Below are 25,235 nucleotides of genomic sequence, written 5' to 3' on the forward strand. Positions count from 1 at the left end.
GTGGGTCGAGGTCGGGGGACCCCGGCAACGGCTGCGCACACGGGCGTCCGGCCGACCGGGACGGCCACTCTGACATACGGGCCCCGGGGTGGGGCAAATCGCCTCCCGGTACGGCCTGACATGCGGGAACGCCACGGCTTGGGGCGGGTCGCGGATGCCTGTTTCCCGTCTCGCAGGAGTAGACGCCGGGCGCTTTTGAACCTCCGCGGCATCCGCACGGGCGGGCGGCGCGGCGCGGTCGCTCGCGCGCCGCCGGTCCGAGGCGGTGCCCGTACGCGCGCTAGAGGTGTTCGGCGATGGCGGGCAGCAGGTCCTGGAAGGTGCGGCCGGAGGCGGGCGCGCCGATGGCCCTCATCTGCCAGCCGGGGCCGGTGCGGTGGACCTTCGCCATGACCTGGGCGGTGTGTCCGCCGCCGCCGGTGAGGGTGTAGCGGGCCAGTTCCTGGCCGGTCGCCTCGTCGATGAGTCGGCAGAAGGCGTTCTGAACCTCGGCGAACGTCTGGCCGGTGAAGGAGTTGACGGTGAACACGATCTGGTCGACGTGCGCGGGGACGCGGGCCAGGTCCACCAGGATGGCCTCGTCGTCACCGCCGTAGCCCGCGCCGCCGACGAGGTTGTCGCCGGTGTGGCGCACCGACCCGTCGTCGCTGACGAGGTGCTGGAAGAAGACGACGTCCACCGGCCGCCCCTCCGCGAAGAGCACGGCCGAGGCGTCGAGGTCGATCTCGCCGCCGCCGGTGAGCCTGGCGAGGAAGCCCTTGCGCGGGGCGGCCTGCCAGCCGAGCCCCATGCGGACGGAGCTGAGGGACGTGCCGTCGGTCTTGCTCAGGCTGATCTGCTGGCCCTTGGCGAGGTTCACGGGCGTGGACATGGGGTGCGGAGGTTCCTCTCGATCGTGGCTGGGCACCGGGGCGGCCTACGGCGTCCGCGGTGGGCTGACGGACAGGTGGCGGCGCAGGTACGGGAGCATGCCGCGCTCCAGGAGCGCCTGATGCCAGGTGGCGCGGGCCTGTTCGGCCGCCGGATTGCGGACGGTGAGCCGCGGGGCCGGGGCGGCGCGGCGGCGCAGCGCCGTGGTCAGCAGGCCGCTGAGCCCCAGAGCGGTGCTGGCCGCCGCGGCCACCGCGCAGACCCATCCGGCGGTGACGAGGGACGGGCCGAGCGGGCTCTGCGGAGTGGCGAGGCGGATGCCGCAGCCGAGGAACAGCAGGACGGCGCCCGAGACCGCGGAGACGAGCGGGGTGAACACCGCGAGGGCGGGCAGCGCCGCGCCGCTCCCCCGGCCCGCCGGAGGGGGCGGCGGTTCGCCGCGTCCCCGTGCGGCGGGGACGACGGCGGCGCGGGCGCGCCGGTAGGCCCGGTACTCGTCGGCGGCGGCCGCGGCTATGTCCTGGGCCGACTCGCGGGCCTGCGCCCGGAGCCGACCCCGGTCGTGGGCGGATGCCGGGGCCTGGTCGAGGGCGGTGCGGATGTCGGTGACGTCCAGGGCCAGGTTCAGGACCCATTCGAAGTCGGCCCGGTCCTCCGGGCGCAGGTGCGGCGGATGTGTCACATCTCTTCCTGGCGGGTGCGGGCGGTGGCTTCCTGGCGGATGCGGGCGGGCTGTGACGGGTCGTACGGGCGGGGCGAGACGGCGTACCGGGCCGGGCGGGCGGGATCCGCCGGGCCCGCACCCCTGATGAGCGGGCCCGGCGGAGCTTTGCGGGGTGGGGGCGGCGAAACTCCCCCGGCTCACCCCAGCGTTGAGCGCACGCGGACGCCGATGGCTCGCCGTCGCGCACTAGAATCTACAGCAATGTAGAGCATATGGCGGGGCGTCAGTACGATGGCGCGCGTCACGGGCGGGCGGGACGCGGCGACGGCTGAGGGGAGCTGGTCATGGCGGCGGAGCGCGGGGGCGGACACGGGGAGCCGCGTCACCGGCGGCGCGGGCAGGGCGAGTTGGAGGCCCTGGTCCTGGCCTGCCTGCGCGGCGCGGACGAGCCGGTGCCCGCCGTGTGGGTGCGGGAGCGCGTCGGTGACGGCCTCGCGTACACGACCGTGGTCACGATCCTCACGCGGCTGCTCGCCAAGGGCGCGGTGACCCGGGAGCGGTCGGGCCGCTCGTTCGTGTGGACCGCGGCGTCCGACGAGGCGGGTCTCGCGGCCCACCGGATGCGCAGGGTGCTCGACGGGGAGCGGGACCGGGAGGCGGTTCTCGCCAGCTTCGTCACCGCGCTGTCGGCCGACGACGAGCGGGTGCTGCGGGACCTGCTGCGCACGGCCGGAGCGGAGCACGAACCCGAAGCGGAGCACGCCCCCGGAGCGGAGCACGCCCCCGGAGCGGAGCACGACCCCAGTGCGGGCCGGGCCCCCGGAGCGGGCCGGGACCCCGGCACGGACCGGGCGCCCGGAGCGGGGCGGGAAGACTGACGTTCCATGGGGGTCTTCATCTTCCTGCCGCTGGTGCTGCCCCTGACGGGCTGGCCGGTGGCGCGTCTGGCCGAGCAGCATCTGCACCCGCGGCTCGCCACGCGCCTGCTGACCGGCGTGGCCGTGGTGATGGCGCTGTGCAGCACGGTCAGCCTCGGCCTGCTGATGGTGGTCGGCACCGCGCAACTGCCCGGCAACCCGCTGCCGGACGGCTGGTCCGACCCGGAGGTGCGGGAGGCCGTACCCGGCGAGGAGGTCGTGGGCAAGGTGGCCATCCCGGTCCTGCTGTTCGTGGCCGCGGGGTGCGGGCGCGCGGTGTGGCGCCACTTCGGGGTGCGGCGGCGGGCGCACCGGGCGCTCGACGGTGTCCGCGGCACGAGCGTCGTGGTCCTCGCGGACGGACAGCCGTACGCCTACGCGCTGCCGGCCGGCGCGGCCCGCCACGACCGGATCGTGGTGTCCGCCGGGCTGCTGTCCTGCCTCCCGGCCCCGCAGCGGCGGGCCCTGTTCGCCCACGAGCGGGCCCACCTCGCCGCCGGGCACCACCGGCACCTGCTGGCGGTGCAGTTGGCGGCCCGCGCCAACCCCTTCCTGCGTCCGCTGCGGTCCGCGGTGTCGTACACCGCCGAGCGGTGGGCCGACGAGGAGGCCGCGCGGGCCGTCGGGGACCGGCGGGCCGTGGCGCTCGCGATCGGCACGGCCGCGCTGGTGTCGCAGGGCACGCCCGCGCCGACGCTCGCCGGGCTCGCCGCGCCGGGACCGGTGCCGCGCCGGGTGGCCGCCCTGCTCCGCCCGGCGCCGCTCGCGATGAGCTGGCCCTCGCTGTTCACCTCGGTGGGGCTCGCCGCGTGGACCGCGGCGGCGGGTACGGTCGCCTCGGCGATGTCCTCGGCCAACTCGACGGTGACGCTGGTGCTCATCCTGCGCGCGGCGACCCCGCTGTAGCGGGCGCCCCGGCACGGGCGCGGCCCTCGCGTCGCCTTCGTTCCCGACGCAAGGGCCCCGCACCTGCTGTCAGTTCAGCGGTGCCTTCGGCGGCGTGCCGTAGAAGGTGATGCGCGGCCAGCCGCGCTTCACGGCGAGGTCGTTGAGCGCCTCGGCGACCTCCGTGGGCGTGATGACGTGCTGCGCGGGGGTCTCCTCGTGCTTGATGCTGAACGTCACCGACACCTCGGCGTACCCGGTGCTGTGCTGGGCCCGGCCGCTGAACTCGGTGCCCGGCGCGAACTCGACCGCCGCCGTGGCGCTCTCGGCCGTCTTGGCGTCCACGGCGGTGGCGTCGGTGGCCGCGGCGTCATCGGCGTGCGCCGCACCGGCCGACGCGAGCACCGCGCCCGCGGCCGCCGAGCCCGAGTAGCCCAGCAGCGACCGTCTGGAGACTCCGGACATGCTTCCCCTCCTCAAGGTGAGGGCCCCTCTCCTAAGGGGCCCGCGATGATCATAGGCACCGCTGGGCACCCATGGGGCTGAACGAGATCGTCCACATACGCGCAGGCCAGCGCGCCCGTCATCGCGTACGCAGGACGCCCGTCATCACCTACGGAGCGCGCTCGCCACCGCGTACGCAGCACGCCCGTCACCGCGTACGGACACGCCCATCCCCCCCTTACGCGGGGGCAGTCGTCAGCAACGTACGGAGAGAGCGCGGTCAACGGGCGGGAAGCACGCGGAGAACGGGCGGACGCACCGGCGGCGGGCGGGCGGAGAACGGCCGAACGCACGCGTTGACAGGCGTATCAGGGGCTCCTAGCGTGCCCCACCCAACAGCACAGTCCGTTCACCGCCAGGGCATCCGCATCCCCCCGCATCCCCCCGCATCCCCCCACATCCCCCTGGAGGACACCGTGTCACCCACCCGACTCCACCCGTCCCGCACCCTCGGCTTCCTGGCGGCCGCGGCCAGTGCCGCCGCGCTGTGCACCGCCCCCACGGCCGACGCCGCCCCGGTCCCCCCGCCGGGCACCCCCACCCCGGGCGCCGTCACGACCCTCGTCAGCGGCGCCGACGTCCCCTGGGGCCTCGCCTTCCTGCCGGACGGCTCCGGAATCTACACCGAGCGCAACACCTTCAACGTCTACCGCCTGACCAAGTCCGGGCAGCGCACGCTCCTGGGCAAGGTGCCCTTCTCCCAGACCACCGGGCTCGAAGGCGGACTGATGGGCCTGGAGGTCTCGCCGACCTTCGCCACCGACCACTACCTGTACTTCCTGCACACCTCGACCGACGGCAACCGCATCGCCCGCATGACGCTGGAGAACAACACGCTCAGCGGCTACACCGTCGTCCTCCGCGGCATGGCCAAGAACCGCGCCCACAACGGCGGACGGCTGCGCTTCGGCCCCGACGGCAAGCTGTACGCGACCATGGGCGACGCCCAGAACGGCTCCCTCGCGCAGAACCGCACCTCCCTCAACGGCAAGATCCTGCGCATCAACCCCGACGGCTCCATCCCCTCCGACAACCCCTTCGGCAACGCGGTCTGGTCCCTCGGCCACCGCAACCCCCAGGGCCTGGACTTCGACTCGCAGGGCCGCCTGTGGGCGGCGGAGTTCGGCAACAACGTCATGGACGAGGTCAACCTCGTCCAGAAGGGCGGCAACTACGGCTGGCCCTCCTGCGAGGGCACCAACGGCAGTTGCTCCGGCTCCATCCCGCCGAAGAAGACCTGGCCGGTCTCCTCCGGCTCCCCCAGCGGCGTGACCGTCATCAACGACCACGTCTTCGTCGCCACCACCCGCGGCCAGCGCCTGTACCGGTTGCGCATCGACGCGGGCGCCAACCTGGTCGACGAGCGGACGTACTACGCGGGCACCTACGGCCGACTGCGCACCCCCGAGGTCGACCCCGACGGCGACATCTGGCTGACGACGACCGCTGACCGCGACAACACGCCCAACAACGACCGGGTGCTGCTCGTCGACGTCCAGTACGCGGGCCCGTCCGCACGGCGGTGAGCGCCGGGGCGCGGGTCGAGGGGGCCTACCGCGGCCTGGTCGCGCGGGCCGCGTTCCCGGCCGGGAGCCGGGAGCCCCCAACGGCCCGCGCCCCTGGGCCGCTTCCGGGGAGGTTCAGCGCCCCGCGTCACGCGTCGCCCGGGTGCCCGCCACCGCGATGAGCCGGTCGAGCGCCGCGTACGCCGTGGCGGCCGCCGGGCGGCCGTAGCCGACGACCAGCCCGTGCGCGGGGCGCGGGCCGTGCCAGAACGGGGCCAGGCCGAGGAGCGCGAGGGACCGCTCGCGCGCCTCGGCGATGACCTCCTCCTCGTCCCGGACGGCGAGCACGGCGTGCAGCCCGGCGGCGATGCCCGTCAGCGGGACCCCCGCGGTGACCAGGTGGTCCCGTCGGCGCCGGTACTCGCCGCGCGTCCGGCGCACCTGCCGGTCGAAGCGCCGGTCGCGGATCAGCTCCGCGAGCGCCAACTGGTCCAGCGACGGCGCCTGTTGGTGCGGCACCCGTTCGAGCACCGGGCCCCACAGGCGCGGCGGCGGCACCAGCCAGCCGAGCCGCATCGCCGGGGCGAGGGTCAGGGACGCGGTGCCGCCGTACACGACCCGGGTCGGGTCGAGGTCCTGGAGGGCGCTGACCGGCTTGCGGTCGAAGCGGTACTCGCCGTCGTAGTCGTCCTCGATCACATAGCCGTCGACGCGGCGCGCCCAGGCGACGAGCTGCCGACGGCGTGCCGGGCTGAGCGCGACGCCGAGGGGGAACTGGTGGGCGGGGGTGGCGAGGACCGTCCGGGCGGGCGTGGCGGCGAGCGCGCCGACGTCCAGGCCGTGCGCGTCCACCGGCACGGGGTGCAGGATCAGCCCGGCGCGGGCGGCGACCTGCCGGTGCGTGGGCAGGCACGGGTCCTCCATCGCCATGTGCCGCAGGCCCAGGTCGCGCAACGCCCCCGCCACCAGGGCGAGTCCGCCCGCGAAGCCGCCCGTGACCAGGATCCGCTCGGGACCGCCCGCCACGCCGCGGGTGCGGCCCAGGTACGCCGCCAGGGCGTGCCGCAGCTCCGACCGGCCGCGTGGATCGCCGTAGCCGAACGGGTCGGCGTCGGACCGCGTCGCGTTGCGCAGGGCGGCGGCCCAGTGCCGACCCGGGAAGAGGGAGGTGTCGGGAACGCCGGGGCGCAGGTCCCAGCGGGCGTCCGCCGGGGAGGTGTCCGTGCCGACGGCGTCCGGGACGGCGGTCCGTGCCGCGCCGACTGGGCCGCCGTCGGCCGCGGCGTCACGGGCGACCCTGGCGGGCGCGCCCTGCCGGGTGATCAGCCAGCCCTCGGCGGCCAGTTGGGCGTATGCCTCGATGACGGTGCCCCGCGCGACTCCGAGCCGCGCGGCGAGCGCGCGGGTGGACGGCAGCGGGTCCGACACCCGCAGCCGACCGGAGCGGATGGCCGTCCGGATCGCTCCCGCGACCGCGTCGGCCAGCGGCAGGGAGGCATCGAGTTCGACATGAAGGTCCACGACTTGTCCGTCCGCCAGACATCGCCCGTACTGGTCCACTGGTCCACAGGCCCGCAGGCCCGGCTGGCCTACCCGGCCCACCTGGCTCACCTGGCCCACTCGGCCCACACAGTCGTCAGCGTCCTGGCCGCCGCGGTCCGCGTGCGATCGGCCGCGCCGCGGGCGGGATCAGGCACCCGTCGGCGGCAGGCACTCCACTCGGGTGGTGGGGGTGGTGTAGATGGCGTCCTTCTTGCTCTGGCCGTCGTCGTACTCGTAGTAGACGTACGAGTCGAAGGCCACGTTGCCGTCGCAGCCCGAGTCGGCCGCGATCCGCACCGGCAGCGTGACGGTGCGGGACTGGCCGGGCGGCACGGGCGCGGCGTAGCTGAACGTCAGCGAGGGGGTACCGGCGCCGGTGCAGGTGACGCCGGTGCCGGTGCAGTTCCCGAAGGCGAACTTCAGGTCGGGGCGCTGGGTGGTGGCCCAGGTGGGCTGCATGGACTGGTAGACGAACCAGATGTCGGTGGCCTGGTTGTTGGTGAAGGTCATGGTGACGGTGACCGTGGAGCCCGGGGTGGCGGTGGGCTGGTCGACGCTGAGGCTGAGGTCGTCGGCGGTGGCGCCGACGTCGGCCCGCGCGGTCTGCCCGAGGCCCACGAGGGTGAGACAGACGGCGAGGAAGGCGGCGAGGCCGAAGCGCCGCGGGTGTGTGATGCGCATGGGCGTGGAGAGTAGGAGCGCGCCACGGGGCTGTCTGCCCCTCCCCGCTCGTGAAGCACCGCACATGTCTCACCCGCACACCCGCCCCACTCTTCCCATTTGGCGCACCCCGCCCTTGCCCCCCGCCTCCCCCGAGGCCCGACGCCCGCCCTTCGCCCCCGCCCCTCCGGCGATGTCCGGTACGCGCCGCCCCTCCCGGGGAACCGATTGGCGAGAACGCCCCGAACCGCCGTCACCGGCGGCCGTGGGACGGCTCGCGCGGCGTCATCCGCCACCGCACACCGGCAGCTCCTGCTTGGTGCGCGCCCGCTCCAACTCCGCCAGGCGGTCGTCCAGTTGCCCGGGGGCGACGAGGAAGCGGAGCACCGCCTGGTGGAAGGCGTCGCGGGTGGCGCGGGGCATGGCGTCGGAGGCGTCCCAGCAGCGGGGGACTCCCGGTGTGCGCAGGCTCTCGCCGATCTTCCGCGCCGTGCCGTCCCGCCCGTGGTCCGCCGCGGCGGCCTTGTTGGCGGTGTACTCGGGCAGCGAGGTGCCGGGATCGGCCAGGTAGCGGATGAGCTGCTCGGCCTCCCGTGTGGGGTTGAGCAGGGTCGCGAGGTCACCGGACACCTCCCAGGCCCCGGCGTCCGGGCCCGGGTCGGGGACGACCTCGGCGGAGTGGACGTAGTCGCCGCCGACCCGCTGCCAGTGGGCGGCGCGGAAGGAGCCCTGGTGCTCCAGGCGGCCGGGGCCGCAGTCCGCGCCGAAGCCGGTGGTCAGGGCCCGCTGGACGCGGCGGCTCCCGCCCGCGCCGACCAGTTCGCCGAACGTCGTCCAGGCCTTGCGCACGGCGTCGTCGGTCCAGGGGACCCTGCCGTTCGCCCAGTCCTCGTACACCCCGGGCCCGGCCTGCTGGAGCAGGATGTCCTCCACCCAGTCGGTGCCCGGCCAGCCGGAGGTCGCACCGGACTCCATGCCCAGGCACCACCGTCCGGGCGTGCCCGCCGACGTCGCGTCGGGCCGGTCGCCCGCGTACCACACCATGCTCTTGAGGCCGGTCTTGACGGGGAGCCAGTAGGTGTGGCTGCCTCGCCCCGGGATCGTCACCTCGGGCGCCCAGATGCTGTCGTACTGCCGGGGGTCGAAGAGGCCGTCCAGGGGCCGGAGCCTGCCGTCGGCCGCGTGGGCCAGCAGTTCGCCCGGCCCTGGCACGACCGCCACGTCGGGCGGGTTCCCGGCCGCCATGTCGGCGGCCAGCACCTGGCTCAGCGCGGAACTGCCCTGGTAGACGACGTCGATCCGGTACTTCTCCTCGAACGGCTCGATGACGTGCTCCTCGAACTGCTTACGCTCCGCGCCGCTCCAGTTGGCGAGCAGGGTAACCGAGCCCGTCACCTCCCGCGCCCAGCGCACCCCTGCGACCACGCCCGCGCCGAGCAGGACCAGGCAGACGGCCAGGACGGCGAGGGTGCGGGGACGGGGTCGGCGCCGCCACACGGCCCGCTTACCCGTCCCCGCCCTCGTCTTCGCCGTCCGTGTCTTCATCCGCGTCTTCGTGCGTGTCTTCGTACGCGTCTTCATACGTGGCGCGGCCCTCATCGCGGCGCCCTGAACCGGTACTCGGCGATCCGCGGCCACAGCCCCCACACCGTCAGCGCCATCACTACGCCCCCTCCCACCAGTATCCAGACGGACAGCGACGCCCAGAGCCCGGCGTGCGACAGCGCGTCCTGCACCCGCTCCGCGACCCGGGGGACGTCGTCCGCCTTGTCCTTCGGTACGCGGATCCCGCCGACGGAGTCGGTCATCGCGCCGTGCGCCTTCCAGGTGACCCACGCCAGCAGCGGCACGCCGACCGCGCACACGACGGTCGCGGCGAGCAGCCGCGCCTGCACCGGCCGCCGGAAGCGCCGCCGCACATACCGCTGGGCCTCAAGGAGCGCGGCGCACAGCGCGACGTACAGCGCGGCGACCACGCTCCAGCCGAGCCACAGCTGCCACGGGAAGGCCGCCTGCCGCTCGGCCTCGTGGAGCTGCCGGACGCGCAGGGCGTCGAGGCGGCTCATGATGTCGCCGTCGGACCCGCGGTCGGCCCGGAGACCGAGCACCTGCTCGGCGTAGAACAGGTAGGCCGCCCGCAGCGGGGAACCGTTCGGCTCCTGGCCCCAGCGCTCCACCCAGCCGGAGTAGACGGAGATCAGACCCGTGACGGTCTGGAGGTCGTGGCGGCCCTCCAGGCCGGTGACGTTCTCGGAGGCGGCGAGCGCGAGGCTCTGGTGGGCGACCGAGACATGGGTGTGGAACTCGCCGCTCGTGTCGCCCTGCCGCCCGCTGCCACGGACCGCCTCGTGCGCCTCCCGCATCGCGTTCCGCGCGGTGTCCACGGCCAGGATTCCGGGAGTGCTCGACGACGACAGCGGCACCGTGTCGTCGTGCACGCCCCGGTAGGCGAGGAACAGCACGAACGTGGTGGCGGCCCCCAGGGCGAGGAGCAGCCCGAGCCGCCGGGTCAGGTCCCGGCCGGTGGTGCTCACGGCCGGGCCTCGAAGCGGTGCCCGCAGGAGGGGCAGAACCGAGCCGCCACCGGTGCCTTGTGGGAGCAGGCCGGGCAGGGCACGGTGGCCCCGCCCGCTCGTCCGGCGGCCGTGCCCCCGGCCGCGCTGCCGCCGCCGCTGCCGGACGCGGGGCCGTAGCTGCTGTGGCTGCTGGCGGCGATCAGGTGCTCGAAGTCGACAGCCGTGACGTCGGGCCGCAGGGTGACGCGTCCGGCGCTCGCGTCGTCGATCCGCACCAGGCGGGCGAGGCGGGCCAGCTGCGCGTCGGCACCCATCGCCCGCGCCAGCTGCGCCGCCCGGCCCAACTGTCGCTCGGCGAGGCCGTGTTCGCCGCGGCGGTGGGCGTCGGTGGCGGCGGCGACGGCCTCGCCGAGGCGCTGGTGCTGCTCGAAGTGCTCGACCTGGGCGTCGGTGTGCCGGGACAGCGCCGGGTTGTCCGTCCAGTGCACCAGGCAGGGCTGCGGCGGCGGCAGCCGTGCCCGCTGGTCACCGGGCACGTCGACGGCGACCACGGCGAGCTGAAGGTCCTCGCGGCGCGGGTGGCCGACCGGATCGGCGGTCAGGCACAGCTGGTAGCGCCGGGTCTCGTCGCCCCAGGCGCGGGTGACGAACCGTCCGGTGCCGCCCTCCGGCGTCAGCTCCGCCTCCGCCGGGAAGACCTGCTTGAGGTAGCGCACCTCGGCCCCGGGCATCGGGGTCACCGAGATCGCCAGTTCGGGGACGGTCTTGGTGAGGAGGCGGCTCACCAGCTTCTCGTACTCCGCCGGAAGGGCCTCCGCCTCCCGCACCGACGACGCGGAGCCGTGCAGCCGACGCGTAATGCCGAGCAGTTCGCGGGCGTCCCAACCATCGCCGATCCCCCACGCGTCGCAGACGAACCGGCCCGCGCACTCCTCCAGGACGCCCGCCAGCGGCATCTGCTCGTCGTGCTGGTTCTTTCCGTCGGTGAGCAGCAGGACGTGCCCGACGGGGGAGTCCTGCTCGGCCAGCAGCAGACGGGCGAGGTCGAGCCAGGCGCCGATGCAGGTGCCGCCGCCCGCGACGAGGCCGTGCACCGCCCGCTCGGCCCGCTCCCGGGTCTCGTCCGAGGCGGCGGCCATGCCCGGGGTGCCCGGGTACGCCATGGTTGCCCGCTCGTTGCCCCGGACCACCGCGAACGGCGTGCCGTCGGGCAGTTGGCGGATCGCGGAGACGGCCGCCTCCTGGGCGGCGTACAGCTTCTCCGGCGGCCAGGTCATCGAGCTGGAGCAGTCCAGGGCCAGGACCTGCGCGAGCACCGGGCCGCCGCCGTCGGTGCCGTCCACGCGCACGCTGAGGATGGCGTGCATCTGCGGGTCGCCCGCCTCGGCGGAGAGGTACTTCCACTGGCTGACCTCAAGACCGACGGTGACCTGCCCGGCCGCCCCGCCCGCCCCCGGCGCTCCTGCCTCCACCATGTCCGTACGCCTCCTCGACCTTGTCATCGGTCGCCGTCGGTCGTCGTCAGTTGTCGGTCGTCAGTTGCCAGTTGTGGGTTGCCAGTTGTGGGCTGTCAGTTGTCGGTCGTCGCCGCTCGCTCACGCCGCACGTCGTCACGCCGTGTGTCATCACGTCGTGTGTCATCACGTCGTACGTCGTCACGTCGTCGGTTCCGCAGCAGAGCCCGGAAGGCTCTCGGCAGATCGCGGAAGGCGGTCGGCTCGGGGAGCACCGCGTACGCCCGGTCGAGGAGGTCGCCGCGCTCGCCGACGCTGCCCGCCTGGTCCGCGAGCCGCTTCAGCGACCGGCACAGCAGCCCGGCCAGCGCCCCCTCGGTGTCCACCGGTCCGAACAGTTCGCCGCCGGGGAAGCCGCTCCCCCAGCCGCCGGACGGACGGCAGCCCAGCGCGTGCTCCCTCAGCTCGGTGACCAGGCGGTCGAAGGAGCCGCTGCCGTCCAGGTGCAGCCCCGCGAGCCGTTCGGCCGCCGCGCGCAACTCGGCGGCGCCGGGCACGGATCCGCCGGGCAGCGGACCGGCGAGCACCCGGACCGCGGCGACGCGCGCGGCGTCGTAGTGCCGGGAGGTGGTCGGCACCTCGTCCAGGACGGCGACGGCCCGGTGCCGGTCGCCGCGGCGCAGCCGCACGCGGGCAAGCCCGAAGGCGGCGCTGCCCTGGGTGCGGTCGCGGCGCCGCACAGCGTCGTAGTACTCCTCGGCCTGCCGCTCGCGGGCCTCGGCGCGCCGGGCCCGCTGCTCGTCGTCGTGCCGGGGCCGGGGCACCCCCGGCGCGGCCCCGGATGCCGCGGTCTCCCGCGCGGCCAGGTACTCGGCGCAGTACCCGAGCGCCAGCTTCGGCGCCGCCTCGCCCGGCAGGGCGGCGTAGGCGGCCACGAACTCGCCCTCCGCCGCCTCCACCTGACGTCGGGTCAGGTAGATGAGGCCCTGGTGCCAGAAGATCCGCCAGTCGTAGTCGCCGCCGCGCTCCTTGGCCGTCCGCACCCACGCCTCGGCCCGGTCGGGGTCCTCCGCCTCCAGATAGGCGCGGCACAGCCACAGCGCGGCCTCCTCGGTGCGCAGCGCCGGGTCGCTCCGTGCGCGTTCGGCGATGCGGTCGGGGGTGTCGGCGGCGAGTCCGCCGAGCAGAACGGCGGCCGGGTCGGCGGCGTCGGGCAGGGGGGTGGGCAGGGCGCGTGCGGTCTCCCGGGGGTCCGGGGGGCCGACGGGCAGGTCGGGGGCGGTGGAGAGCCAGCGTCCCGGCCCGGACGGCAGGGCGGCGGCCGGGCGCCGGGTGAAGCGGTGGAGAGCGGGGACCGTGCCGAGGGCGGCGCCGAAGAGCGCGGCGGTCGGCTCGAACCGGGTGGACCGCTCCGGGTACGGCTCGTGGCCGCTCAGCGCCTGGTGCTCGCGCAGCACCTCCCACAGCTGGCGGGACATCTCGGCGGCCGAGCGGAAGCGGGCGGCGGGTTCGGGGTGGGTGGCGCGCCGGACCAGCGCGTCGAAGGAGCGGGCGGCGAGTCCGGCGGGCGGGCTCGCGCGCTCGGCGAGGACCTTCAGGGTGCGGCCGACGGTGTACAGGTCGCTGTCCACGTCGAGGCCGCGCTCGTCGCGCTCCTTCTTCGGCGGGGCGTACCCGAGGGTGTACACGAGACCGGAGGCGCGGTCGTCGGTCCTGCGGATGGCGCCGAGGTCGATGACCTTGATCTCGCGGCCGTAGTGGATGACGTTCTCGGGCTTCATGTCGCAGTAGAGCAGGCCCTGGTCGTGCAGGTACTCCAGGGCGCCGAGGATCTTGCAGCCGTACGTGATGACGTGCCCGAACTCGAAGCCGCCGGGCCCGAAGAGGCGTGCCAGGTCCTCCTCAGGGGCGAACCGGATCCAGGCGAGGGAGCGGCCGCCGACGTACTCCATCACGATGTAGCCGGTCGGCTCGGTGTCGCCGGGCGCCTGGTGCTGTACGTACGTCACGATCCGGACGATGTCCCGGTGGTGCAGCGTGGTGAGCGAGCGGCGCTCCTCGACGGCGGCCCGCCGGGCCACGGCGTCCCCGGTGTTGATCAGGCCCTTGAGGACGACGTGCAGGCCGGGCACGCGGGTGTCCTCGGCGAGGTAGACCCAGCCGTGGCCGCCGACCGCGAGGTAGCCCAGCACCCGGTAGTGCCCGGCGACCTGGTCGCCGGGGCGCAGCTTCGGGCGGAAGGAGTACTCCCTACCGCACTCGGGGCAGAAGCCGTGGTCCGGCGCCGGGCCGCCGTCGTAGGAGACGCCGATCGTGCCCGGGCAGTTGTCGGCCCCGCAGCGCCGCCCTCCGGTGGGCGGCCGGGCCGTGGTGTCGGCGGCCTCGGCGGGCTCCGGCGAGGGCAGGTGCGGCAGCACGAGGAGTCCGTCGCGGTCCAGTTCACCGGCGGCGGGGGCGGAGCGGCGCCGCACGGACTCGGCGGCCCCGTCGGTGCCGGGCGGTGTCCCGGCTTCCGGCGCGGTGGAGTGCGGTGGGTCGGGGCGCGGTGGGTCGGGCGTCGGCGGGTCTGGGGCGGCGGCCCGCCGGAAGCAGGTGTCGCAGAACCCGGTCACCATGATCCGGCCGCCCCGGCAGTCGGCTCTGACGCAGGCGTCTCCGCTCATGCCGGATCCCCGTCCTGGTCGGGGCGGCGGCCGTGGTGAGGGCCGATGCGGGGGGTGTCGGCATCGGGGGTGTCGACGTAGGGGGTGTCGACGCGGGAGGTGTCGATGTGGGGGGCGTCGACGTGGTGGACGTAGGCGTCGACCGCCGCCTCCGCCGCGGGGACGTCGCACGGGCGGGTGTGGAGCAGGTCGTGCGCCCGGAGGTAGAGGGCGTCCACCGCCGGGTCCTCCTCGCCCTGGGTGGAGCGCTGGCGCAGGACGTGGTAGCCGCGCAGGCGGCCGCGGAGTTCGTCGCGGCGGTCGCTGAGGCGGTCGAGCCGGGCGATGTGGCGGCTGAGGCGGGCCGCGACGTGGTCCGCCAGGCGCTCGTAGCGGGCCAGGTCCGGGCCCCGGTCGCGGCCCTCCGCCCGGAGCAGGTCGGCCAAGGCGGCGTGGGCGGCCACCAGGTCCGAGTCCACGGCCCGGACGCCGGTCGGCGCCACGGCGGCCCGGCGCTCGCTCAGGGCCCCGGCGAGCGGCCCGGTGATCTCCCGCAGCCGTGCGACGAGCCGGTCCCGGCGCTCTCGCGCGGGCCGCACGAGGAGTTCGCGGCGGGCCCGGTGATAGCTGCTGTCCGGCTCGCGGAACACCAGCAGCAGCCTGCTGCCCCCGGCGCGCAGCACCTCGAGCAGGTCCAGCAGGGCGGGCGGGTCGAGGGCCTCGTCGACGCCGACGACGACCAGGTTGAGCGTGACCTCGGCCGTACGGATCCGGTCGAGGGCCGGACCCTCGTGCCGCGGCCACAGGCCCATGCGTTCGGCGATCCGCTCGGCGATCTCGGCGGCGGAGAGCCCTCCCGCGTGGACGGCAAGGTCGTGCCCCCCAGCCGACGGGACGGTGCCCGGCGGGTCCAGCGAGGCCCGGCCGACGGAGGCCGCGGTGCGCAACTCCCGGTCGGCGAGGGTGATGGCGCGGCGCAGGGTGGCGCCACGGGCGGCGTCGCCGTGCCGGACGACGCTGATCTTCACCTGCTGGCCGTCGTCCCGGAGCCAGGCGGCGAGGCGCTGGGCGAACGGCTCGTCGAGCAGCGCCTGAGCGGCGTCGTCCTCGGTGGAGCGCAGCCGGTCGTCGACGGCGGTGGGCCCTTCGAGGAACGGCTCGACCTGGGGCAGGTGCCGGACGATGGTCTCGGCGGGGCTCATGAAGGAGAACCGGTTGCCGTGCTGGTCCCGCTGCCCGGTGAGCACCATCCCGATGACCTCGCCGGTGGCGCTGTCGGCGACGCCCGCGCCGCTGCAGCCCGGGCTGGCCAGTTCGCCGGGGCTGGTGGGGCTGAGCTGCACCTGCCCGTCGCGTCCGCAGCCGCCGACGACGGTGGCGCGGAACCAGATGCCGCCGTTGTGGTCGTACGGGAATCCGTACATCCGCACCGCGCGTCCCGGCGCGGACAGCCGGTGCAGCCGGACCGCCTCCTCGACGGGCCGGGGCCGTGCCAGCCGCAGCAGCGCGACGTCCCCGCTGGGGTCGCCGTCCGCGTCCCGCGTCTCCGGCACGCACGCGTTCCCGTCCACCCGGGCGGCGACCGCGGGCACGCTGTGGTCGGCGGCGCCCACGAACTCCGCGGTGACCCGGGCCGCCGCCCGGTCCACCACATGGGCGCAGGTGAGGACCTGGTCAGGGCTCAGCAGAATGCCCGCCCCGCGATCTCCCCGTCAGCGCCGCGGATCCGCACGGCCCAACTCGGCGTATCCGTCGGCGAGGCGGCTTGGACTCCCCCGCCAGCAGCCATACCTCGCAACTATACGGACGCCGCGCCCTGTCGCATACTGGTGCGATATGTGATCAACGGGCTTCCTGGGGAGGCGAGTTGTCGAACGAACCGGGATTCGTGGGACTGGCCGAGGTGATCCGTCAGATCAGGGGAGAGCTGGAGGCGGCCCGCCTGGAGAGCGAGGGCCAGGACCTGAGCTTCGCCGTGGAGAACGTGAGCCTCACCTTCACCGTCCAGGTCCACCGTTCGGGAACGGGGCGCGGCGGCATCCGGATCGGCGTGGTGACGGCCGAACTCGGCGGCACCGTCGACCGCCAGTCCACCCACCAGGTCCAGGTCGACCTGACGCCGGAGCTGGTGGGCGGGGCGCGGGTGAACGTCAGCCGGGGGTGAGTCCTGATCCTGTCACCACCGCCTGACCGGGCCCCGGCGGCCGCCGGGCACGACTACCGCCCGCCGGTGGCCCGGCGCCTCTGGAGCACTTCAGCGGCCTGGCGCCTCTGGGGCACGTCAGCGGCCTGGCGCCTCGGGGTCACTTCAGGTGCCGGGTGAAGAACCGGGCCGCGGCGTCGCCCGCGTACGGCGGGACTCCGGTGTGCCCGCCCATGTTGGCGTGCAGGGTCTTCTCCCGGGAACCGAAGGCGTCGAACAGGTCCAGGGCCGCCTGCCGGTCGTTCCCCTCGTCGTCCCACTGGAGCAGCACATGCAGCGGGATGGTGACGCGGCGGGCCTCCTCGAACATGACGCGCGGAATGAAACTCCCGGCGAACAGCACGGCCGCCTCGATCCGCGGCTCGACCACCGCGAGGCGGGTGCCGATGGAGATCACTCCCCCCGAGTACCCGACCGGGCCGCCGATCCCGGGCAGCGCCAGGAGGGCGTCCAGGGCGGTCCGCCACTCCGGGACCGCCCGGTCGACGAGCGGGAGGATGAGGGCGTCGACGGTCTCGTCGCTGACCGGCTCGCCCGCGTCCAGCGCCCGGCGCAGGTCGGCGAAGGCCCGCTCGGCGCCGGGCAGACGGGGCCGGTCGCCGCTTCCGGGCAGTTCGATGGTGGCGGTGGCGAAACCGTCCGCCGCGGACTGCCGGGCCCGGGCCACCAGTCGGGGGTAGGCCTTGCGCAGGCCGAGGGGCGGCGGGCTGAGCAGGATCAGCGGCGCCGGTGCCGGTGCGGATACGGATACGGGCGTGGGCGTGGGCGTGGGCGTGGGCGTCCACAGGATGCCGGGGACCTCGCCGAGAGTGAACGCGCGTTCGAGAACGGCGTCGTCGAGGCGCTGCTCGGACGTGAAGTGCATGGGTCGTGCCTTTCGGGAGTGCGCTGCCAGCGGCGCTCCCGGGCGGCCTACCGCCCGACCGTGACCCCTGAGGGGAGCACCCATGTCGATACGTTCACGGGTACCACCTCCTCGGTCTCTCGCACGGCCTCCGGCACCGTAGCAGCGGCCACCGGGGCCCGCCAACGGATTTCGCGCAGGCCGCGCCCCTGGGCGCCCCGGCGCCCGCGGCACGCTGCCCCCGCTCGGCGGGTGGCGGGGGCAGCGCGGGAACGCCGTCCCTGACGGCAGCGGGCGGCGGCCCCGCCTGGCCGAGGATCAGACCTTCTCCAGCACGTAGGTCCCCGTACCGTCGGCCTTGCCCTCGCTGTACTGGCGCATGGCCGTGTCGTCGACCACGCGCTCCTGGCCGACCATGTGGCCGTTGGCCTTCAGCTGGAGGCCGACCAGGTCGCTGCCGGGCACGTCCCGGTAGATGTAGAAGCGCTGGTAGTCGTCGGCGGTGCGGCAGGAGTCCATACGGAACATCGCGCCCTCGGCCGCCTCGCCGTGGTCCGGCATCGTCGCGCAGCGGCCCTTGTAGCTGTTGACCAGGGCGTACTCGGTCCTGCCGTTGCTCTCGGGGCCCTCGCACACGCTCCACGTGCCGCCCTCGGGCAGGCGCGGCCCGGGCCGCAGCCGGAAGTAGTCACCGGCGCCGAAGGTCACCCAGTACAGCTTCCGGTCCGGCGTGCCGATGCGGTACTTGCCCGGCAGGCAGGTGAAGCCCGGCGGCACCGCGCTGGCCCCGCGCTCACCGCTCACGGACGTCCGCTGGTCCTTGTCGGCGGCGCGCGGCGCGGGAGCCTTGCGCTCCGGCTCGGCCGCCGCCGTACCGGCGCAGCCGAGGATCTCCTGGGCCTTCTTCATGATGGTGTCGGCGGGCACCTGGTCCTCGCAGCGGATCGCGCCCTCCTCGATCGTGGAGAAGGTCGTGTACTGCCCGCCGGGACGCTCCACCCACTTCGTGGCGAAGGTGCCGTCGCTCTGCTGGACTCGGTCGCAGTTCAGGCTGCCGTACTCGCCGGTGACCTTCCGCGTGCCCTGATAGAGGCCGTAGTAGCCGGGCTGCGTGAAGTTCCAGGTGATGGTCTGCTCTTCGGCGCTGGTGGTGGCGGTGGTCTTCTTGACCGTCCGGTTCACCGCGGTCTCGGCCTTGACCAGCACCTGGAAGGCGAACCCGGTGGTGACGGTGGTGGACGTGCCGACCTCGACGGTGACCTGCGTCTGCGTACTGAGCTTGACCGACTGGCTGCCCGTCGACCCCGCGGTGACGAAGTAGCCCTTGAAGTGCGTGACGGTCGGCTCGACCTTGACGCTCTTGATGAACGGGTGCCGCTTGCCGAGGTCGGCGGAGGTGCACGCCTCACCGGCCTTCGGGCCCGCCGCGGCCGCGGCGGGCGCCGCGACGGCCGCCCCGCTGGCCAGCGCCGACGTCGCGAGGAGCGCGAGCGCGGCCGTACCCGTGGTGAGGCGGCCGAGCACGGGAGATAACTGGGTGAACCATCCGAACTGCCTGGAATGTCTGAACCGTCTACATCGCATGGTCGGCTCCTGTGATCCGTGGTGGCGGCGGCCGGGTCCGTGCCGCTCAGGAAATCCTGCGGCAGACTCCGTGGCGGCGACACGGCGGAATCCGACATGCTCATGACCGGATACTGGCGGAGCCGACGTACCCGTGGGAGCCGAGCGCAGGAGGCCCGTGCGACAGCACGGGCCTCCTGCGACCACCTCGACGCCCCCCAAGGTCACGCGGCAGCACTACCCGCGCGTCAGAGCCGCCCGCACCCCCTCCTTGATCCGCTGGCCGACCCCCGGGTCGATGTTCGCCCAGTACACGAAGGCCCGCTCCAGGACCGGCTCGGTGACACCGTTGAGGAGATGGCCGACCACGTTGCTGACCAGGCGGTCGCGGGCGGCGTCGTCCATCACCTCACGCACCAGGGTGCCGGGCTGGCCCCAGTCGTCGTCCTCCGCGTGGGTGACGTAGGCGGCGCGGGTGATGTTCCCGTCGGCGTGCCAGCTCGGCGGGCTGCCGTAGCGCGCGGTGTCGGCGGCCGGACCGCCCTTGGAGTTCGGCGCGTACACCGGGTCGCTCGTCTTCCGGAACGCCATCGCGCCGTCCTTGGAGTACGTGTGCACCGGGGCGACGGGAGCGTTGACGGGCAGCTGCTGGTAGTTCGCGCCGATGCGGTACCGGTGCGCGTCGGCGTACGAGAAGAGGCGGGCCAGCAGCATCCGGTCCGGGCTCGGGCCGATCCCGGGGACCAGGTTGTTGGGCTGGAAGGCCGCCTGCTCGATCTCGGCGTGGTTGTCGGTGGGGTTGCGGTCCAGGGTCATCCGGCCGACCGGGATGAGCGGATAGTCGCCGTGCGGCCAGACCTTGGTGAGGTCGAACGGGTTGAACCGGTAGTTCGCGGCGTCCTCGTAGGGCATGACCTGCACGTGCAGCGTCCAGGACGGGAAGTCCCCGTCCCTGATGTGCTCGAACAGGTCCCGCGTGTGGAAGTCGGTGTCGCAGCCCGCCATCCGGTCGGCCTCGTCCTGCGTGAGGAACTCGATGCCCTGGTCGGTCTTGAAGTGGTACTTCACCCAGAACCGCTCCCCGGCCGCGTTGATCCACATGTAGGTGTGGGACGTGTAGCCGTTCATGTGCCGCCAGGTCCGCGGGATGCCGCGGTCGCCCATCAGCCAGGTGACCTGGTGCGCGCTCTCGGGAGACAGCGTCCAGAAGTCCCACTGCATGTCGTGGTCGCGCAGGTTGCTGTCGGCGCGGCGCTTCTGGGACCGGATGAAGTGCTGGAATTTCATCGGGTCCTTGATGAAGAAGACCGGCGTGTTGTTGCCGACCATGTCGTAGTTGCCCTCGCTGGTGTAGAACTTCACCGCGAAGCCGCGCGGATCGCGCCAGGTGTCCGGGCTGCCGCGCTCGCCCGCGACCGTCGAGAACCGCGTGACCAGCCGCGTGGTGGTGCCGGGCTGGAAGAGGGCGGCCTTGGTGTACCGGCTGACGTCGTCGGTGACCTCGAACCGGCCGAACGCGCCGCTCCCCTTGGCGTGCGGCTGCCGCTCGGGGATCCGCTCGCGGTTGAACTGGGCCATCTGCTCGATCAGGTAGGAGTCCTGGAGCAGGATCGGTCCGCCGGGGCCGACGGTCAGCGAGAACTCGTCGCTCTCCACCGGGGCACCGGAGTCGGAGGTGGTCGGTTCGGGTGTGCTCATGCTCATGACCGGGTCCTTTGCAGCGGCAGGCGGTGCGCGTGACCGGCTACAGGCGGCTGAGCGGGCCACACCGCGAGTCTCCGTGCTTTCCGACCCCGTCGCACGTTCAAGGCCGCCGAGCAGCTGCCGGTCCCGGCCCGCCCGGCCCGCCCGGTCCGCGACCGGGCCCGCGCCAGCCAGGGGACGCGCCGCGGTCCGAGCGATGACTTTCCGCGCGCCGCGGGGTCTCAAGGACGTGCGGGGCGGATGTCCGCGCGGAGGACGCGGGACCGGCGACCGTGCGATGTGCGAAGAGAGTGGTGTGTGATGAAACTGGTGGTGCAGGAGTTCCTGACGCTCGACGGTGTCTCGCAGGGGCCGGGAGCGCCGGACGAGGACACCAGCGACGGCTTCACGCGGGGCGGCTGGTTCGTGCCGTACCTGGACGAGACGTTCGAGCGGCTGGCGGCCACCTGGCTCGCCGAGGCGGACGCCCTCCTCTTCGGGCGCAGGACGTATGAGAACTTCGCCCGGGACTGGCCGCGGATGACCGACCACCCCGCGGCCAGCGCCCTGAACGGCCTGCCGAAGTACGTGGCCTCCCAGACCCTGACCACGGCGGACTGGAACCCGACCACGGTCCTCTCCGGCGACGTGGCGGCGCGCGTCGCGGAGCTCAAGCGGCAGCCCGGGCGGGAACTCCAGATCCACGGCAGCGCCCGGCTGGCGCAGTCGCTGCTGGCCGCCGGGCTGGTCGACACGCTGCGGCTGGCGATCGCCCCGGTCGTGGTGGGCCAGGGCCGACGCCTCTTCCCGGACGGCGGCGCCCCGGCCGGGCTGCGGCCCGTCAGCCAGCGGACGACGCCGGGCGGCCTGTCCGTGCACGTCTTCGAGTCGGTGGGACTGCCGGAGTACGGGACCTACGGGGCCAGCGCCTAGCCGCCCGCCGCCACCGCCGGGCCCCGCCCGGCTCACAGCAGTCGGCGGATGTCCCCCCGCACGCGGTAGAAGCCACCGGCCGCCGGGTGCAGCGCGTCCACCACATAGCGCGCGCCCGGCTGCCGTATCGCACGCGGGAACTGGACGTTCCAGGACGGGTCGTAGCCGTCGGACACCACGTGGACGCGCAGCCGGTCGCCCTCCCGCACGCACTCGACGACGATCGAACCGGACGGGGCGTGCGTGACCGTGGCCACCGCGCTCACCGCCGTGTCCGGCGCGTACGTGGGCACGGCGGCCGCCAGCTTCACATCGCGCGCGGTGGGCACCGTGCCGAGCTGCGCCGCCTGGATGGCCGCCTCGCTCGCGTCCACGCACACCAGGGAGCCGTCGGTGGTGACCAGGTAGAGCCGGTCCTCGTGGTACTGCATCGACAGGGCCGAGCCGCCGCCCGTGCCGAGCTTCCACAGCCGGGTGCCGTCCCGGTCGAAGCAGTACACCGACGACGCCGCGTCACCGGCGAAGACATAGCGCCCGCTGGGCGAGGCCGCGCACGAGTACACCGGGCCGTCGCAGGCGTAGGTGGCCTCGATCGCGCCGGTGGCCTTGGCCAGCCGCTGGACCACCCGGTGCCCCGTGCCCGCGTACACGGCGTCCGCCTCCTGCCAGCCGAACAGGACGGCGCCCTTGGTGGGCGTGTGCCACAACTCGCCGCCGCCGTCCGGCACATAGGCGGTGACGCCCCGGCCGTGGCCGTGGTAGACGGCGCGGTCGTCGGCGCGGACCATCCACGCGTGGTCGCCCTGGCTGCGCCGGGCCCACTGGTGCTCGTCCTCGTGGTCGATGACCGTGAGGCGGCCCTCGCGGTCCGAGACGTTCAGCAGGCCCTCGTGGATGTCCAGCCAGAAGATGTCGACGTCGGTGGCGATCTCGTAGGCCGCGAAGGGCAGCTTCGACGACAGGTCGTACACCCGGCCGTCATCGCAGCCCGCGTAGATCCAGAAGTCGTCGGCGACCAGGCACTTCACGCCGTCCGGCAGGCTGAAGCGGGCCAGGACGCCGCCCTCGTGGTCCAGCGTGTACACATCGCCCGCCTGATTGCCCACCCAGCAGTGGTCCGCGTCCACGTGGATGCCGAACGCCGACGAGCCCGTGCGGAACCGCCACAGCACGGGGGCCACGGCGCGTGCCGTGGACGGCGCGGACGTCACCTGGCGGCGGGTCACCGCGCGGGGGGCGCGCTGGCCCTGCACGGCGGGCGCGTACCCCTTGCGGACCTTCTCGCCGACCTTCTTCGCGGCGGCCGCGCGCGCCTTCTCGGCGGTGGGGAACGTCGTCCGCTGGACCTGCCCCGCGGCGCCGATCCGGCCGTAACGCACCGTCACTTCCTGGCCGTCGACGCTCACCTCGTAGAACTTGTGCGCGCCTCCGCCGTCCTGCGACAGCTCCAGATATGTCCTCGACGTCTCCGCACCGGTCATCGGCAGTCCCCTCCCCGGGCTGGGCCCGCGGCCGTTCCAGCGGGCCCCACTGATCACCACCGTAGGGGGAGGCACTGACAATCGCCCGGCCCACGCCGTTCGCCGCCGCACGGGCGCGCGCCTCCCCCGCGCCCGGGTGCGGGCGTAGCCACACCCATAAAGTGAGAGTAGGCTCTCAAATAAGTTTCCACTCCTATTCGGAGGTCTACTCTCATGTCAGCGGAGCTGGGAGCGCGCAGGTGGTGGGCCGTCGGGGCCCTCGTCCTCGCGTCGCTCGCCGTGGGTTTCGACGTGACGATCCTGAGCCTCGCGTTGCCGGACATGGCCGACGACCTGGGCGCGAGCAACGTCGAACTCCAGTGGTTCGTCACGTCGTACACGCTGGTGTTCGCCGCCGGGATGATCCCGGCCGGTGTGCTCGGCGACCGGTTCGGGCGCAGGAAGGTGCTCCTCGTGGCCCTGCTGGTGTTCGGCGCGGCCTCGCTGGTGTGCGCCTGCGCCACCAGCGCGGGGGCGTTCATCGCCGGGCGCGCGCTGCTCGGCCTCGGCGCGGCGCTGATCATGCCCACGACGCTGTCGCTGCTGCCGGTGATGTTCTCCGACGAGGAGCGGCCGAAGGCGATCGGCGCGGTCGCCGGTGCCGCCATGCTCGCCTACCCGCTCGGCCCGGTCCTCGGCGGCTATCTGCTCAACCACTACTGGTGGGGCTCGGTGTTCCTCATCAACGTCCCCGTCGTCATCGTCGCCTTCCTCGCAGTGTCGGCGTGGCTGCCGGAGGCGAAGGCGAGCCGTGCCGGGCGGTTCGACGTGGGCGGCCTGGTGCTCTCGTGCGTCGCCCTGACCGCGATGACGTACGGGGTCATCCAGGGCGGCGAGGAGGGCTGGGGCGACGTCGGCACGCTGGTGCCGCTGCTCGGCGGGCTGCTCGCCCTGGTGGTGTTCGTCGTCTGGGAGAGGCGGTCGCCCGCGCCGCTGGTCGACCTGGCGCTGTTCCGCTCGGCGCGGTTCACCTCCGGCACCGTGCTCGGCACGGTCATCAACTTCACCATGTTCGGCGTGCTGTTCACGATGCCGCAGTACTACCAGGCGGTCCTCGGCACCGACGCCATGGGCAGCGGCATCCGGCTGCTGCCCATGGTCGGCGGGCTGCTCGTGGGCGTGTCCCTGGCGAGCAGGGTGGCCAGGGCGCTGGGCCCGCGGACCGCGGTCGGCGCCGGGTTCGCCCTGCTGGCCGCCGCCCTGTTCTACGGCGCCACCACCGACCCCGGCAGCGGCACCGGCCTCGCGTCCGCCTGGACCGCCGCGTACGGCCTGGGCCTGGGGTTCGCCCTGCCCACCGCCATGGACGCGGCCCTCGGCGCGCTCGCGCCGGAGAGCGCCGGTGTCGGATCGGCCGTCAACCAGTCCGTCCGCACGCTGGGCGGCAGCTTCGGCGCGGCCGTCCTCGGCTCCGTCCTCAACGCCGGATACCGCGGCGGGCTCGACCTGGACGCCGTGCCCGCGCGCGCCAGGGGCGCCGTCCAGGACTCCGTGTTCGGCGGCCTGGGCGTGGCCCGCGCGCTGAAGTCCCCGGACCTCGCCGACTCGGTGCGCTCCGCGTTCGTCCACGGCCTGGACGTGGTCCTCGCGGTGTCCGGCGCGCTCGGCCTCGTCGGGGTGCTCCTGGCCGTGACGTGGCTGCCCCGCCGGATTGGGCGGGACACCTCCCAACCTGCACAATCGCAGCATGACGCCGCCGAAACAGCCTGATTCCGCCGCCACGGCCCAGGGGCCCGGCGCCCCGGCCCCGAAGGCACCGGGCCTGAGGGAACGCAAGAAGGCCCGGACCAAGGCCGCCATCCAGCGGGAGGCGGTGCGGCTCTTCCGCGAGCAGGGCTACGCGGCCACCACCGTCGAGCAGGTCGCCGAGGCCGCCGAGGTCGCGCCGAGCACCGTCTTCCGCTACTTCGCGACCAAGCAGGACCTGGTCTTCACGCAGGAGTACGAGCTGCCGTTCGCGACGCTGCTCCAGGCCCAGGCGCCGGACCTGACGCCGGTGCAGGCCGAGCGCCGGGCGATCGGCTCGATGCTCGCGGACCTCTCCGACGAGGAGCTGGCCCTGCAGCGCGAGCGGTGGCTGCTCATCACCTCCGAGCCGGAGCTGTGGGGCGCCGGGCTCGCCGGGATCACCCGGTCCATGCGGGTCATGGCCGAGCAGGTGGCCAAGCGGGCGGGACTCGACCCCGAGGCCCCGCCCGTGCGCGCGTACACCGGAGCCGTGTTCGGCGTGCTGCTCCAGGTCTCCCTCGACTGGGCGAGCAGCCCGGACATGGACTTCGCCGCCACGCTGGACGCGGCGCTGGAGTGCCTTGAGGACATCCGACCCTGAG

20 protein-coding genes and 1 pseudogene are annotated in these 25,235 nt (G+C 74.1%); 7 read left to right on the forward strand and 14 right to left on the reverse strand.

Annotated features, from left to right (window positions below):
- Positions 1-280 precede the first annotated feature (280 nt).
- Both ACOBQU_RS02280 and ACOBQU_RS02285 read right to left on the reverse strand, forming a co-directional pair.
- Positions 281-871 (reverse strand): TerD family protein, encoded by a 591-nt coding sequence (locus tag ACOBQU_RS02280; RefSeq protein ID WP_423624113.1) that lies wholly within the window; start codon positions 869-871, stop codon positions 281-283.
- A 45-nt stretch (positions 872-916) separates the two neighbouring features.
- Positions 917-1,552 carry a hypothetical protein gene (locus tag ACOBQU_RS02285; RefSeq protein ID WP_423624115.1) on the reverse strand — a complete coding sequence of 212 codons (636 nt, stop codon included), beginning with the start codon at positions 1,550-1,552 and terminating at the stop codon, positions 917-919.
- Positions 1,553-1,878: 326 nt separating this feature from the next.
- Between ACOBQU_RS02285 and ACOBQU_RS02290 the strand changes: the two are divergent.
- Positions 1,879-2,280 (forward strand): annotated as a pseudogene (locus tag ACOBQU_RS02290) (BlaI/MecI/CopY family transcriptional regulator); the annotation flags it as partial.
- Between the two features lie 138 nt (positions 2,281-2,418).
- The gene (locus ACOBQU_RS02295; protein ID WP_423624116.1) at positions 2,419-3,357 is read left to right on the forward strand and encodes a M56 family metallopeptidase; all 939 of its coding nucleotides are present in this window, start codon (positions 2,419-2,421) and stop codon (positions 3,355-3,357) included.
- A 69-nt stretch (positions 3,358-3,426) separates the two neighbouring features.
- Here ACOBQU_RS02295 and ACOBQU_RS02300 read toward each other — a convergent pair whose 3' ends face one another.
- Positions 3,427-3,801: a hypothetical protein gene (locus tag ACOBQU_RS02300; RefSeq protein ID WP_423624118.1), complete on the reverse strand. Its 375-nt coding sequence runs from the start codon at positions 3,799-3,801 to the stop codon at positions 3,427-3,429.
- 455 nt (positions 3,802-4,256) lie between these two features.
- Here ACOBQU_RS02300 and ACOBQU_RS02305 point away from each other — a divergent pair, with 455 nt between their 5' ends.
- Positions 4,257-5,366: a PQQ-dependent sugar dehydrogenase gene (locus ACOBQU_RS02305; protein WP_423624119.1), complete on the forward strand. Its 1,110-nt coding sequence runs from the start codon at positions 4,257-4,259 to the stop codon at positions 5,364-5,366.
- A gap of 114 nt (positions 5,367-5,480) precedes the next feature.
- Here the strand turns inward: ACOBQU_RS02305 and ACOBQU_RS02310 are convergent, their stop codons facing one another.
- From ACOBQU_RS02310 to ACOBQU_RS02340, 7 genes are all read right to left on the reverse strand, one after another.
- Positions 5,481-6,866 (reverse strand): PLP-dependent aminotransferase family protein, encoded by a 1,386-nt coding sequence (locus ACOBQU_RS02310; protein WP_423624120.1) that lies wholly within the window; start codon positions 6,864-6,866, stop codon positions 5,481-5,483.
- 168 nt (positions 6,867-7,034) lie between these two features.
- On the reverse strand, positions 7,035-7,568 hold the full coding sequence (locus ACOBQU_RS02315) for a hypothetical protein (protein WP_423624122.1): 534 nt from the start codon (positions 7,566-7,568) through the stop codon (positions 7,035-7,037).
- A 264-nt stretch (positions 7,569-7,832) separates the two neighbouring features.
- Positions 7,833-9,092: an ABC transporter substrate-binding protein gene (locus ACOBQU_RS02320; RefSeq protein WP_423624124.1), complete on the reverse strand. Its 1,260-nt coding sequence runs from the start codon at positions 9,090-9,092 to the stop codon at positions 7,833-7,835.
- A gap of 50 nt (positions 9,093-9,142) precedes the next feature.
- Positions 9,143-10,081: a hypothetical protein gene (locus ACOBQU_RS02325; protein ID WP_423624125.1), complete on the reverse strand. Its 939-nt coding sequence runs from the start codon at positions 10,079-10,081 to the stop codon at positions 9,143-9,145.
- Positions 10,078-11,538 (reverse strand): VWA domain-containing protein, encoded by a 1,461-nt coding sequence (locus ACOBQU_RS02330; protein WP_423624126.1) that lies wholly within the window; start codon positions 11,536-11,538, stop codon positions 10,078-10,080. Before ACOBQU_RS02330 ends, ACOBQU_RS02325 begins: the two co-directional genes overlap by 4 nt.
- A gap of 95 nt (positions 11,539-11,633) precedes the next feature.
- The gene (locus tag ACOBQU_RS02335; protein ID WP_423624128.1) at positions 11,634-14,180 is read right to left on the reverse strand and encodes a tetratricopeptide repeat protein; all 2,547 of its coding nucleotides are present in this window, start codon (positions 14,178-14,180) and stop codon (positions 11,634-11,636) included.
- A complete protein-coding gene (locus ACOBQU_RS02340) occupies positions 14,177-15,811 on the reverse strand; it encodes a serine protease (protein WP_423624129.1) in 1,635 nt (544 codons plus the stop codon). The genes ACOBQU_RS02335 and ACOBQU_RS02340 overlap by 4 nt, the downstream gene beginning before the upstream one ends.
- A 215-nt stretch (positions 15,812-16,026) precedes the next feature.
- On the opposite strand from ACOBQU_RS02340, the gene ACOBQU_RS02345 reads away from it, so the two are divergent.
- Positions 16,027-16,323 (forward strand): trypco2 family protein, encoded by a 297-nt coding sequence (locus ACOBQU_RS02345; protein ID WP_423624131.1) that lies wholly within the window; start codon positions 16,027-16,029, stop codon positions 16,321-16,323.
- Between the two features lie 139 nt (positions 16,324-16,462).
- Here the strand turns inward: ACOBQU_RS02345 and ACOBQU_RS02350 are convergent, their stop codons facing one another.
- From ACOBQU_RS02350 to ACOBQU_RS02360, 3 genes are all read right to left on the reverse strand, one after another.
- Positions 16,463-17,227: an alpha/beta hydrolase gene (locus ACOBQU_RS02350; protein WP_423624133.1), complete on the reverse strand. Its 765-nt coding sequence runs from the start codon at positions 17,225-17,227 to the stop codon at positions 16,463-16,465.
- Positions 17,228-17,524: 297 nt separating this feature from the next.
- Positions 17,525-18,730, reverse strand: coding sequence for a hypothetical protein (locus tag ACOBQU_RS02355; RefSeq protein WP_423624135.1), 1,206 nt, complete (start codon positions 18,728-18,730; stop codon positions 17,525-17,527).
- Positions 18,731-19,006: 276 nt separating this feature from the next.
- Positions 19,007-20,473: a catalase gene (locus ACOBQU_RS02360; RefSeq protein WP_423624136.1), complete on the reverse strand. Its 1,467-nt coding sequence runs from the start codon at positions 20,471-20,473 to the stop codon at positions 19,007-19,009.
- 300 nt (positions 20,474-20,773) lie between these two features.
- Here ACOBQU_RS02360 and ACOBQU_RS02365 point away from each other — a divergent pair, with 300 nt between their 5' ends.
- On the forward strand, positions 20,774-21,385 hold the full coding sequence (locus ACOBQU_RS02365; protein WP_423624138.1) for a dihydrofolate reductase family protein: 612 nt from the start codon (positions 20,774-20,776) through the stop codon (positions 21,383-21,385).
- 32 nt (positions 21,386-21,417) lie between these two features.
- On the opposite strand, the gene ACOBQU_RS02370 is transcribed toward ACOBQU_RS02365, so the two are convergent.
- Complete coding sequence (locus ACOBQU_RS02370; RefSeq protein WP_423624140.1) at positions 21,418-22,866, reverse strand: WGR domain-containing protein; 1,449 nt, start codon at positions 22,864-22,866, stop codon at positions 21,418-21,420.
- 213 nt (positions 22,867-23,079) lie between these two features.
- Here ACOBQU_RS02370 and ACOBQU_RS02375 point away from each other — a divergent pair, with 213 nt between their 5' ends.
- On the forward strand, positions 23,080-24,615 hold the full coding sequence (locus ACOBQU_RS02375) for a DHA2 family efflux MFS transporter permease subunit (protein ID WP_423624141.1): 1,536 nt from the start codon (positions 23,080-23,082) through the stop codon (positions 24,613-24,615).
- The gene (locus ACOBQU_RS02380; RefSeq protein WP_423624143.1) at positions 24,593-25,234 is read left to right on the forward strand and encodes a TetR/AcrR family transcriptional regulator; all 642 of its coding nucleotides are present in this window, start codon (positions 24,593-24,595) and stop codon (positions 25,232-25,234) included. The genes ACOBQU_RS02375 and ACOBQU_RS02380 overlap by 23 nt, the downstream gene beginning before the upstream one ends.
- The last annotated feature ends 1 nt before the right edge of the window (position 25,235 follow it).

The sequence above is a fragment of the Streptomyces sp. G45 genome (assembly GCF_049542095.1).
Taxonomy (GTDB): Bacteria; Actinomycetota; Actinomycetes; order Streptomycetales; family Streptomycetaceae; genus Streptomyces.

Excerpts from the sequence above, each read along its gene's own strand:
- ACOBQU_RS02280 (WP_423624113.1), bottom strand. The coding sequence starts at position 871 with ATGTCCACGCCCGTGAACCTCGCCAAGGGCCAGCAGATCAGCCTGAGC.
- ACOBQU_RS02295 (WP_423624116.1), top strand. The coding sequence starts at position 2,419 with ATGGGGGTCTTCATCTTCCTGCCGCTGGTGCTGCCCCTGACGGGCTGG.
- ACOBQU_RS02300 (WP_423624118.1), bottom strand. The coding sequence starts at position 3,801 with ATGTCCGGAGTCTCCAGACGGTCGCTGCTGGGCTACTCGGGCTCGGCG.
- ACOBQU_RS02315 (WP_423624122.1), bottom strand. The coding sequence starts at position 7,568 with ATGCGCATCACACACCCGCGGCGCTTCGGCCTCGCCGCCTTCCTCGCC.
- ACOBQU_RS02320 (WP_423624124.1), bottom strand. The coding sequence starts at position 9,092 with ATGAAGACACGGACGGCGAAGACGAGGGCGGGGACGGGTAAGCGGGCC.
- ACOBQU_RS02330 (WP_423624126.1), bottom strand. The coding sequence starts at position 11,538 with ATGGTGGAGGCAGGAGCGCCGGGGGCGGGCGGGGCGGCCGGGCAGGTC.
- ACOBQU_RS02335 (WP_423624128.1), bottom strand. The coding sequence starts at position 14,180 with ATGAGCGGAGACGCCTGCGTCAGAGCCGACTGCCGGGGCGGCCGGATC.
- ACOBQU_RS02350 (WP_423624133.1), bottom strand. The coding sequence starts at position 17,227 with ATGCACTTCACGTCCGAGCAGCGCCTCGACGACGCCGTTCTCGAACGC.
- ACOBQU_RS02360 (WP_423624136.1), bottom strand. The coding sequence starts at position 20,473 with ATGAGCATGAGCACACCCGAACCGACCACCTCCGACTCCGGTGCCCCG.
- ACOBQU_RS02365 (WP_423624138.1), top strand. The coding sequence starts at position 20,774 with ATGAAACTGGTGGTGCAGGAGTTCCTGACGCTCGACGGTGTCTCGCAG.
- ACOBQU_RS02370 (WP_423624140.1), bottom strand. The coding sequence starts at position 22,866 with ATGACCGGTGCGGAGACGTCGAGGACATATCTGGAGCTGTCGCAGGAC.
- ACOBQU_RS02375 (WP_423624141.1), top strand. The coding sequence starts at position 23,080 with ATGTCAGCGGAGCTGGGAGCGCGCAGGTGGTGGGCCGTCGGGGCCCTC.
- ACOBQU_RS02380 (WP_423624143.1), top strand. The coding sequence starts at position 24,593 with ATGACGCCGCCGAAACAGCCTGATTCCGCCGCCACGGCCCAGGGGCCC.